Genomic DNA, 10,896 nt, shown 5'->3' on the forward strand with positions numbered 1-10,896 from the left:
CGGCAGTCCCCGCGCCTCCTGGGTGCTGGTCAGTGATCTGTTAAGGATGCGTCAAGGGAAGGTAAGGTTCCCCTCGGTGTGCCGGGAAGTCTGGTCGGCGAGCAGGGGATCACTCTCTCTTCCGATCGGGGGCGTCCGTCATGGTGCTGGTGGTCGTATTCGGCATCGCGCTGCTGGTGGCAGTGCTGTTGTCCGGCCTTGCGGCGCGGACGGTGCTGTCCACCTCCTTCCTCTTCCTGGTCGGCGGCGCACTCGTCAGCGACGGCTTCCTCGGGCTGATCCACATCACGCCGGACAGCGAGATCGTCTCCGTGACGGCGGACCTGGCGCTGTTCGCGGTGCTGTTCACCGACGGCATGCACGTCTCACTGCCGAAGCTGCGCGCCAACTGGAGCCACCCGGCCCGTGCGCTCGGGCTCGGTATGCCGCTCGCGTTCGTCTTCATGTCCCTGATCACCCACTACCTGGTGGGTCTGGACTGGACGACGTCGTTCCTCGTCGGCGCGGTCCTCGCGCCGACCGACCCGGTGTTCGCCTCGGCGATCGTCGGACGCGCCGAAGTCCCGGCCAAGCTGCGTCAGCTGCTGAACGTGGAGAGCGGTGTCAACGACGGGCTCGCCCTGCCCGTCGTCCTGCTCCTGATCGCCGCGGCCGGTCCGACGGCCGGCAGCGCGGAGGCCGCCCCGGGGAAGATCGCGCTGGAGCTGCTGCTCGGTCTGGTCCTCGGCACGGCGCTGCCGCTGTGCGTGGGCCGGCTCGTCCGGTTCCGGCTGCTGGGTGCCGAGCCGAAGCTGCAGCCGCTCCTGCCGCTGGCGACGGGCGTCATCCTGTACGCGGCCTGCCACCTCACCCACGCCAACCCCTACCTGGCGGCGTTCTCGGCGGGCGCGACGCTGACGCACGTGTCGCCGGAGGCCCAGAGGTCCTTCGAGCCGCTCGGCGAGGCGCTGGCGGAGCTGGCGAAGTTCGCGGCCCTGCTGGTGTTCGGCGCGCTGCTGACCCCGGGCCTCTTCGGCGACCTGCCGGTCGGCGGGTACGCGGCGGTGGTGGTGGCCATCGTCCTGATCCGGCCGGCCTCGCTGCTGCTGTCGCTGCTCGGCACGCGCATCTCCCGCAAGGAGAAGCTGGTGGCGGCCTGGTTCGGCCCGAAGGGCTTCGCCTCCGTGGTGTACGGCCTGCTGGTCCTGCAGTCCGGAATCCCGCAGGCCGAGGAGGCGTTCACCTTGATCGCCGTATGCATCGCGTTCTCGATCGTCGCCCACAGCTCCACGGACGTGCCGATCGCGCGCGCCTTCGACGTGGAGGAGCTCACGGCCGCCGCGCCGGACCAGCACGACGACACCCCACAGCAGGCCCTGACAGCAATCGGAGGACCGTGAACGACTGGCACAGCTGGGCGGCGATCGTCGTCTTCGTCGGCGCATACGTCCTGATCATCAGCGAGAAGATCCACCGCGTCGCCGTGGCCCTCGGCGGCGCGGGCCTGATGCTGGCGATCGGGGCGACCGACGACGTCTCGGCGTTCTACTCCGAGGACTCCGGCATCGACTGGAACGTCATCTTCCTGCTCATGGGCATGATGATGATCGTCGGCGTGCTCAAGAAGACCGGCATGTTCGAGTATCTGGCCATCTGGGCGGTCAAGCGCGCCCGCGCGAGACCCTTCCGCGTGATGACCATGCTCGTCGTGATCACGGCCGTCGCCTCCGCGCTGCTCGACAACGTCACCACGGTCCTGCTCATCGCCCCGGTGACCCTGCTGGTGTGCGAGCGCCTCGCGCTGCCCGCCGCGCCGTTCCTGATCGCCGAGGTGATGGCCTCGAACATCGGCGGCACGGCCACCCTCGTCGGCGATCCGCCGAACATCATCATCGCCAGCCGGGCGGGCCTGACCTTCAACGACTTCGTCGTCCACCTCGCCCCGCTCGCGGCCGTCCTGGTCGTCGTCCTGCTCGCCCTGTGCCGGGTGATGTTCCGCAGGTCCTTCGTCTACGACGAGGAGCGCGCCACCGAGATCATGGAGCTGGAGGAGCGCGAGGCCATCCGGGACCCGCGCCTGCTGGCCCAGGGGCTGCTGGTACTGACCCTGGTGGTGGCCGGGTTCGTGCTGCACCCGGTCCTGCACTTCGAGCCCAGCATCGTCGCCCTGCTCGGCGCCGGGCTGCTGGTGGCGGTCTCCACCGTCGAGACGCGGGACGTCCTGACCGAGGTGGAGTGGCCCACGCTGGCCTTCTTCGCCGGTCTCTTCGTCATGATCGGCGGCCTCATCGACACCGGTGTCGTCGGCGAGATCTCCCAGAAGCTCGCCGACCTGATCGGCGGCAACGAACTGGCCGGCTCGATGACGCTGCTCGGCGGCTCCGCCGTCCTGTCGGGCATCGTCGACAACATCCCCTACGTCGCCACCATGGCGCCCATCACCGCCGAGATCGTCCGCGACATGGGAGGCGCGGGCGACCACGTCATGTGGTGGGCCCTCGCGCTGGGGGCGGACCTGGGCGGCAACGCCACCGCCATCGGCGCCTCCGCGAACGTGGTCGTCCTCGGCATCGCCGAGCGCAGCCGGCAGCCCATCTCCTTCTGGCAGTTCACCAAGTACGGCCTGATCGTGACCGCGGTGACGGTGACGATCTCGCTCGCCTACGTGTGGGTCCGCTACTTCGCCCTCGCCTGAACCGCCCCCGACGCGGCTTCCGCCGGGTGGCCGCCCCCTTCCGGCACCCGGGTGGACGCCACCTCGTCCTGATCGTCCTGATCGTCCTGGTCACCCGGCGCGAGGCGGAAGGCGGAAGGCGGAAGGCGGAAGGCGGAAGGCGGAAGGCGGAAGGCGGCCTGAGTGTGCGCGCCCTGACCCACCGGGTGGAGCGCGTCCACGAACTCACCGGCACCGACCCGGCCGCCCCCGCGGCATCGCGGCATCGCGGCATCGCGGCAAAGGACGGTCACGGGGTCCTGTCAGTGCCCGGGGGCGGGCGGGCGCGCCCGGACGGAACCGGCGGAGCCCGGGCGGTCACCGCCCGCCCGGGCTCCGTGCTCCGGATCGCCGCCCGGCTCAGCCGGCGATCTCGATCTTTCCGTTGGTCTCGGGCGCGGGCTGCGCGCCCTCGGCCCGCCGCGTGACGCCCTTCAGCAGTTCGGCGAGGTCGACTCCGGTGGTGGAGCTGAGGAGTTCGACGCCCTGGGCCACGTTGTCGGCGACGGTGCGCGACAACTGGCTCGCCCCGTCGGTGGAGATGACGGTCATCTTGTCGACGGCGCTCAGCGGTTCGGACGCCTTGGCGACCACCTGCGGCAGCACCTCGACGAGCATCTGGAGGATCGCCGCGTCGCCGTACCGCGCGAACGCGTCGGCCTTGTTGCGCATCGCGTCCGCCTCGGCCGTCCCCTTCGCGCCGATCGCCGCGGCCTCGGCCTCGCCCTCCAGACGGACCGCCTCCGCGATCGCCGCACGCCGGGACCGCTCGGCCTCACCCTGCTTGAGGCCCTCGACGGCCTCCGCCTCGGCCAGTGCGCTGCGCCGCTGCTTCTCGCCCTCACCGGTCAGCCGGGCCCGCTCCGCCTCCGCCTGCGCGGTGGCGATGCCCGCCGCTTTCTCCGCCTCGGCCTGCTTGACCCGGGCCACCCTGCGGGCCTCGGCCTCCTGCTCGGCGGCGTACCGCTGGGCGTCGGCCGGCTTGCGGACCTGGGTGTCGAGCTGACGGTCGGTCAGTGCGGCCTGCCGCTCGGCGACCTTCTCCTGCTCGCTGAGGATCTCCTGCTGCCGGGCCGCCTCGGCCAGCGGACCCGCGGCCGCCGCACGGGCCCCGGCCTCGTCGGTCTCGGCCTTGATCTCCGCCTGCCGCAGCGCGAACGTGCGCTGCGCGACCGCGATCTCCTCCTCCGCCTTCAGCCGGGCCTGCTCGGCGGCCCGCCGGGCCACGGCCTCGGCGATGTCGGCCTCCTGCTTCGCCCGTGCCGCCTCGGGCCGTCCCAGGTCCTCCAGGTAGGAGCCCTCGGTGGTGATGTCCTGGATCTGGAAGGCGTCCAGCACCAGGCCCTGCCCGGACAGGCTCGCCTCCGCCTCCTCGGCGACCTGGCCGGCGAACGCGGCCCGGTCGCGGATGACGTCCTCCACCGACATCCGGCCGACGATCGCGCGCAGCGCGCCGGAGAGGACTTCCTGGGTGAAGCCGACGATGCCGTCCTGCTGCATCAGGAACCGCTGTGCGGCGGCGCGGATGGAGTCCTCGGTGCCGCCCACCTTGACGATCGCGACACCGTCGAGGTTGGCCTTCACCCCGCGCAGGGTGACCGCGCCGCGCACGGCGACCGGGATGTGCCGGGAGGACAGGTCGAGGCTGAACTTCTGCTGCACGAAGGGGACGACGAACACCCCGCCGCCGACCACGACCTTCTGCCCGCTGTTGTCGGTGAACACCCGGCCGGTCTCCGGATCGGTGGCCTTCTTGCCCCGGCGGCCGGTGACGATGAACGCCTCGCTCGGCCCGGCGACCTTGTAGCGGCTGATGACGACCAGTGCCAGCAGCACGAGGAGCACGACCACTCCGGCCACGGCGACGACGACAGGACTCATGACAGTGCCCCCGATTCATGTAGAGGAAAGGACGGTTGCGGAAAACGAAGAGAAGGGCGGGACGGCGACGCCGGTAAGTCAGTGGTCGACCTGGCGGACCAGGACGGAGGTGGCGGAAGGAGCCGCCTCCACCCACACCTCGGCACCCCTGGCCACCGGTGCCGCGCTGCGCGCGGCGAGCTTCACCGGCTGGCCCGCGAGATGCAGCAGCACCTCGCCGAACCCGTCGGCGGGAATGGCCGTCACCACGCTGCCGGAGGTACCGACGAGGTCGTTCCCGGTGGGTGCCACCGACGTCTGGTCACGCATCAGGGCACGGCTGAAGCGATACGTCAGCCAAGCCGTGCCCACCCCCGACAGTGCGCCGACGCCGGTGGCTCCCAGCGGGCCGACCCCCGTGGCCGCCTGGGCGATGACTCCGCCGAAACCGGTCATCGCCAGGAACCCGGCGACGACCGGCAGCGACAGCCACCCGTCGAGGCCACCGCCCAGCGCGCCGTCGAGCGCGCCGTCCAGCAGCCCGTCGAAGACCAGCGACAGAGCGAGCAGCACGACCCCCGTGATGCCGATTCCGAGAAACCAGGCCATGCGCGCCGCCCCCTCTCCATTGCCGCTGATCTCCAACTTGACGGAATCCTGACATGGAGAGACCGCCCGATTCATTGCCGGTTTCCGGCAATCTTTATGCGATTTTGATGCCGCCTTCCGGCGACGTTCCGTGCCCGGCCGGTCGAGGTCCGCGCGTGGCGTGCCCGGCCTCCGGGCTCCCGGGCGCAATCGGTCATGTGTACGCCCATGAAGGCGGGTTGTACGCTGCAAAGGTGGAGGGGGACACGTACCGATTCGGTGCATACGAGCTGGACCTGACCCGGCACCAGCTCCGCCGGGCCGGCGAGTCGGTCCACGTCGAGCCTCGCGCCCTGGACCTTCTGTGCCACCTGGTCGCGCACCGGGACCGGGTGGTGACCAAGAACGAGCTGCTGGACGAGGTGTGGGGCGACCGCTTCGTCAGTGAGGCCGCCCTCACCACGGCGCTGCGGACCGCGCGGCTGGCCGTGGGCGACACCGGCAGCCGCCAGCAGGTGATCCGTACCGTGCACCGGCGGGGATACCAGTTCGTGGCCGAGGCCACGGCCGTGGCGGGCGGCCCTTCGGCCGCGTCCGTGCAGCAGGGCGGTGCCGAGCCGCCCCCCGCGGACGGCCCCGTCGGCGCCCACCACCAGACCATCCGGTTCTGCCGGGCCGACGACGGCACCCGCATCGCCCACGCCTCCGTCGGTTCGGGGCCGCCCCTGCTCAAGGCGGCCAACTGGATGACCCACCTCGACCTGGAATGGACGACACCGGTGTGGTCGCACTGGCTGCGCGGCCTGGCCCGCGACCGCCGGCTGATCCGGTACGACGAGCGCGGCTGCGGCCTGTCGGACTGGGACGTGCCCGGCTTCACGTTCGACGACTGGGTCGACGATCTCGACACCGTTGTCAATGCCGCGGGGCTCGACCGCTTCCCCCTGCTCGGCGTGTCACAGGGCGGCGCGGTGGCGGTCGCCTACGCCGTGCGCCACCCCGAGCGGGTCAGCCGGCTGATCCTCGCCGGCGCCTACGCCCGGGGACGTCAGGTCCGGGCCCAGGGCGAGGCCGAGCGCGAGGAGGCGGCCCTCGACCTGGATCTGGCGCGGGTGGGGTGGATCCACCAGGACCCCCGGTTCCTGCGGGTCTTCGCCTCCCAGTTCCTGCCCGAGGGCACGCAGCGGGAATGGGACGAGTTCACCGCCTTCCAGCGGCAGACGACCTCGCCGGCCAACGGGGTCCGGTTCCTGGAGCAGTTCGCCCACATCGACGTGTCCGACATCGCCCACCGGGTGCAGTGCCCGACGCTCATCATCCACGCGCGGGACGACGAACGGGTGCCCGCCTCGCAGGCCGGTGAACTGGCCGCGCTGATCCCCGACAGCCGGCTGGTCCTGCTCAAGAGCCGTAACCACCTGCTCACCGCGTTCGAGCCGGCCTGGGACGAGTTCCTCGCCCACATCGACGCCTTCCTGGCCGAGTGACCCGCGGTCCGGTGGCCGGCCGAGGCCGCGCCGGGCGGCCGGCTCGCTGAGGACGCGCCCCCTCAGCTCGCCCTCAGAGAAGCCTCAGACCTCCCCCAAGGTCCGGACCCGTGACGGGACCGAAGCTTGAACCACGCCGCACGGAGGGGCACTTCGGCACACATCGCTCCCCCGCCCGGCGCTGATCAAGAGGCGAGACACGAGAGAAAAGGACAGACATGCGATTCGACAACACCAGGAAGCCCGGCCTCATCGGGACTCGACGGGGGCTGGCGCTGCTGATCGCCTCGGGGGCCGCCGTGGGCTCCCTGACGCTGGGTACGCTCCCCGCGCAGGCCAACGACACCACCAAGATCGTCTCGGCGGACGGCCAGTCCGTCACCTTCGCCACCGGCGACAGCAGCCGCGGTGTCAGCGGTGACGTCACGTTCGTGGTGAAGGCGGACGGCAACTGGTCGATCACGGGAAGCGGGCACAACTCGCACCTCCTCAGCCGGACCTTCCACTGGACCTGCGACCTGAACTGGGACGCCGCGTCCGTCACGCACGCGACCGGGAAGAAGGGCGTACCCGGCAAGAAGACCCGCACCATCAGCTCGGAGGCGTACGACCCGAACATCCAGGCGGACTTCGCCGCCATCGCCGACCACGGCCGGGCCGACTGCGACATCGTCATCGGCTAGGGCGCGCTCCGAAAGGAGCGTCGTCCGCCCGCGGGGCGGGTCCGGCGGGCGCCTGCGTGCCAGGCGCCCGCCGGGCAGGGGGACTTTCGAAACCCGCCCGGGGGCCCTGGTACGGGAGTCCCGCCGTCCGCGCTTCGGACGGCGGGACTCCCGCGGTTCGCCTTCCGACGGTCCCCGTCCGCCGTGCGCCGGCACGTCGCGCGCGGGTCCCGGCTACTCGGACAGGAAGGTGTGCAGGTGGGACAGGAAGGTCGGCCAGGCGGGATCGGTGGCCGTGAACAGGTGGTTGCGGCCCTCCAGGAGGACCAGCCGGCTGTCGGGGATCAGCGTGGCCAGTTCCAGGGCCTGTGCCACGGGAACCCGCGCGTCGTCGCGGGAGTGGACGATCAGCGTGGGACAGGCCACCTGATCGGCGATGCCCGAGACGTCGATGCGGGTGAACTCCTCCAGGAAGCGCAGGCCGTTGGCGGGGGAGGTCGTCTGCCGTTGGTAGGCGGCGAACGCGTCCCATTCCGCGGGCGTGGCGTCGGCGAGGAACTGGGACGCGAAGTAGCGCAGGAAGCTGCTGTCCTGGGAACGCCATCCGGCGCGGGCGATGTTGAGGTCGACCTCGGCGGCGTCGCGCTCGTCGTCGCTGACCGCACGGATCTGCTGCCCCCGGGCGTAGGCCGAGGTGAGGACCAGCCGGCTGACCCGCTCGGGGTGGCGCACGGCGTAGGCGACGGCCACCGCGCCGCCCTGTGACACGCCGAGCAGGGGGAAGCGGTCGAGCCCCGCGGCATTGACAACGGTGTCGAGATCGTCGACCAGGTCGTCGAGGGTGAAGCTGGGCACCGTCCACTCGGAGAGGCCGCAGCCGCGCTCGTCGTAGCGGAGGAGCTGCCGGCCACGGGTGAGGCCGTCGAACCAGTGGGCCCACATCGGGATGGTGCGGTCGAGGTCGAGATGGGTCAGCCAGTTGGCGGTCTTCACCAGGGGCGGCCCCTCGCCGGTCAGGGCGTAGGCGATCCGCGTGCCGTCCGCGGACCGGCAGAAACGGATGACCTCGTGATCGGCCCCCGGGGCCGGTCCGCCGCCGGACGCCACGGTCGCACCGGCCACGAACCGGTAGCCGTGCGGACTCACGGTGCGGATGAGCTGCTGTCCGCTGTCGCTGTCACCGATCGCTAGCCGGGCCGTGCGCACCCAGGCCGCCAGCGCCGTCCTGCTGACGGCGCCTCCGCGACCGATCCTGTCGCACAGCTCGTCCTCGGACACGACACGATCGCGGTGCTCGACCAGGAGGCACAGCAACTCCAGGGCCCGGGGCTCGGCATCGACCCGCAGCCCGTCACAGCTGAGCCTGCGGCGGTCCGCGTCCAACGCGTACTGCCCGAACCGGTACACCGCGCCGTCCACACAAAAACCTTACAACATCCTTTCATTAGCGGGCAGTTGGGTCAGGTCGGGGCACGGGCCGGGGCCGGCGCGGACGGCCGCGGCCTCAGGAGCGGGCCGGTTCCCGGTCCCGCAGCCGGCGCCGGAGGATCTTGCCGGAGGCGGCCTTCGGCACCGCCTCGATGAACTCGACCCGCCGGATCCTCTTGTACGGAGCCACCTGGCCCTCGACATGGGCCATCACCTCGGCGGCGGATATCGACACCCCGGTCATCGGCACCACGAACGCCTTGGGTATCTCGCCCCCCGCCTCGTCGTGGACGCCGATCACGGCCGCGTCGGCGATGCCGGGATGCTGCACGAGGATCGCTTCGAGTTCGGCCGGCGCCACCTGGTAGCCCTTGTACTTGATGAGTTCCTTGACCCGGTCGACGATGAACCAGTTCCCGTCCTCGTCGACCCGGCCTATGTCACCGGTGTGCAGCCACCCGTCGGCGTCGACCGTCGCGTCGGTGGCCTCGGGGCGGCCGAAGTAGCCCTTCATCACCTGCGGCCCCCGGATCCACACCTCGCCCGGCTCGCCCTCCGCCACGTCCAGACCGGTGTCGGGATCGACCAGCCGCGCCTGCGTCGACGGGAGCAGGTGCCCCACGCAGGCGGCGGGCTCGCCGAGGTTGCCGTCGGCGTGGAGGTGCGAGACGGGGGACAGCTCCGTCATGCCGTACCCCTGCCCGACCTCCACGCCCAGCCGGTCCGCCACCGCCGCCTGCACCCCGGCGTCCAGCGGCGCCGCGGCACAGATGATCCGCCGCAGACCCGACAGGTCCACGTTCCCGACCGCGGGGTGCTTGGCCAGCGCCAGCATCACCGGCGGGGCCACGTACGCGTGGGTGATCCGGTCGCGCTCCAGGCTGGTCAGGAACGCCTCCAGGTCGAACCGCGCGTGCACGTACACCGTCGCACCGCGCCGCAGGGCGCCGTTGACCAGCGCGGTCAACCCGAAGATGTGGAAGAACGGCAGGATCGCGATGACCCGGTCCCCCTCCTCGACCTGATGCAGGCCGGCCATCTGCTCGAGGTTCGTGCACAGGTTGCGGTGGGTCAGCATCACGCCCTTGGGCACACCCGTCGTGCCGCTCGAGTAGGGCAGCACGGCGACGTCCTCGGCCGCGTCGAACTCGTAGGCCGGAACATCGCCGTCACCGAGCAGCCCGAGCACCGGACGGTGGCCCTCGGCGCTGTCGCAGACCAGGATCTCGATGTCCCGGCCGGTCATGCGCCGGACCACCTCGACGGCCGCCCGCGCGGACTCGATCAGCGCCGAGACGCTCACCATCAGCCGCGTCTCGGAGTCGATCAGCTGTTTGGCGATCTCGTCCGGCGCGGCCAGCGGCGACAGCGTGGTCACCGTCCCGCCCACGGTGGTGGTGGCGTACAGGACCACGGGGAACAGGATCGTGTTCGGCGAGTGCAACGCGACCACGTCGCCCTTGCCGATGCCCTCGGCGGCAAGACCCGCCGCGAGCCTGCCGACCAGCCCGGCCAGCTCGGCGTAGGTGAGGGTGCGTCCGCTGGAGACGTCCACCATCGCCGGCCGCGTCCCACGCCGCGCCGCGTCGCCGAGCACCCACGCGTGCAGGGGGTGATCGACGACGCCGACGTCCGGGCGCATACTTGTGTAGATCATGAGGTCTCCGTCCCTCGGATGGCTGTGCCGCCTGAACGCCTCGATGATCGAGCCCGCCGCCGGGCCGTCGCTTGGCGGAACTCTGAGCCTTCCCTGAGGACGCACTGAGGGGTCGCCCGACCCACGCGCAAGGGGGCCGGCGCAGCGGCAGACGGGTCCTTTCCCGCCCGCACCACCAGCCCGTTCGGCATCACCGCGACCAATCCGCGGTCCGCGCGGGAACGGATTACGCGTGGACATGTCGCGATGACGGAGGCTCTCGGTGAAGGAAGCAGTACATGTCGGCAGAGATCCATCGACAGAGCCCGATCTGCAGGAACTCGTCGGCCGTGTGGCCCTGGGTGACGAGGAGGCCTTCGCCGGGGTCTACGACGCCGTCGCGGGCGGGGTGCTGGGTGTCGTGCGGGCCGTGGTGAGGGACCGGGCCCAGTCGGAGGAGGTGGCGCAGGAGGTGCTGGTGGAGGTGTGGCGGACCGCTCCGCGCTACCGCCCCGAGCGGGGAACGGCCGTCAACTGGATCCT

Annotated in this window: 9 protein-coding genes; 5 read left to right on the forward strand and 4 right to left on the reverse strand. The window is 71.3% G+C overall.

The features are described 5' to 3' along the window. Positions 1 to 140 precede the first annotated feature (140 nt). On the forward strand, positions 141 to 1,379 hold the full coding sequence (locus tag ACIRPX_RS42260) for a cation:proton antiporter (protein ID WP_404205428.1): 1,239 nt from the start codon (positions 141 to 143) through the stop codon (positions 1,377 to 1,379). Beyond that, positions 1,376 to 2,674 (forward strand): SLC13 family permease, encoded by a 1,299-nt coding sequence (locus tag ACIRPX_RS42265; RefSeq protein WP_404205429.1) that lies wholly within the window; start codon positions 1,376 to 1,378, stop codon positions 2,672 to 2,674. Before ACIRPX_RS42260 ends, ACIRPX_RS42265 begins: the two co-directional genes overlap by 4 nt. 378 nt (positions 2,675 to 3,052) lie before the next feature. Here the strand turns inward: ACIRPX_RS42265 and ACIRPX_RS42270 are convergent, their stop codons facing one another. Together ACIRPX_RS42270 and ACIRPX_RS42275 are read right to left on the reverse strand one after the other, a co-directional pair. Beyond that, positions 3,053 to 4,573, reverse strand: coding sequence for a flotillin family protein (locus ACIRPX_RS42270; protein ID WP_404205431.1), 1,521 nt, complete (start codon positions 4,571 to 4,573; stop codon positions 3,053 to 3,055). A 78-nt stretch (positions 4,574 to 4,651) separates the two neighbouring features. Beyond that, complete coding sequence (locus ACIRPX_RS42275) at positions 4,652 to 5,161, reverse strand: hypothetical protein (protein ID WP_404205432.1); 510 nt, start codon at positions 5,159 to 5,161, stop codon at positions 4,652 to 4,654. A gap of 233 nt (positions 5,162 to 5,394) precedes the next feature. On the opposite strand from ACIRPX_RS42275, the gene ACIRPX_RS42280 reads away from it, so the two are divergent. Beyond that, positions 5,395 to 6,627, forward strand: coding sequence for an alpha/beta fold hydrolase (locus ACIRPX_RS42280; protein WP_404205433.1), 1,233 nt, complete (start codon positions 5,395 to 5,397; stop codon positions 6,625 to 6,627). Between the two features lie 218 nt (positions 6,628 to 6,845). Then, entirely contained in the window at positions 6,846 to 7,310 is a 465-nt protein-coding gene (locus ACIRPX_RS42285) for a hypothetical protein (protein WP_404205434.1), read from the forward strand. Between the two features lie 213 nt (positions 7,311 to 7,523). Here the strand turns inward: ACIRPX_RS42285 and ACIRPX_RS42290 are convergent, their stop codons facing one another. Beyond that, positions 7,524 to 8,708: an alpha/beta fold hydrolase gene (locus tag ACIRPX_RS42290; RefSeq protein WP_404205435.1), complete on the reverse strand. Its 1,185-nt coding sequence runs from the start codon at positions 8,706 to 8,708 to the stop codon at positions 7,524 to 7,526. An 85-nt stretch (positions 8,709 to 8,793) separates the two neighbouring features. Next, positions 8,794 to 10,374, reverse strand: coding sequence for an AMP-binding protein (locus tag ACIRPX_RS42295; protein WP_404205436.1), 1,581 nt, complete (start codon positions 10,372 to 10,374; stop codon positions 8,794 to 8,796). A 262-nt stretch (positions 10,375 to 10,636) separates the two neighbouring features. Here ACIRPX_RS42295 and ACIRPX_RS42300 point away from each other — a divergent pair. Beyond that, the coding region (locus tag ACIRPX_RS42300; RefSeq protein ID WP_404205437.1) for a sigma factor at positions 10,637 to 10,896 on the forward strand (260 nt) is incomplete at its 3' end.

It is taken from the genome of Streptomyces sp. NPDC101225, assembly GCF_044767585.1.
GTDB lineage: Bacteria > Actinomycetota > Actinomycetes > Streptomycetales > Streptomycetaceae > Streptomyces.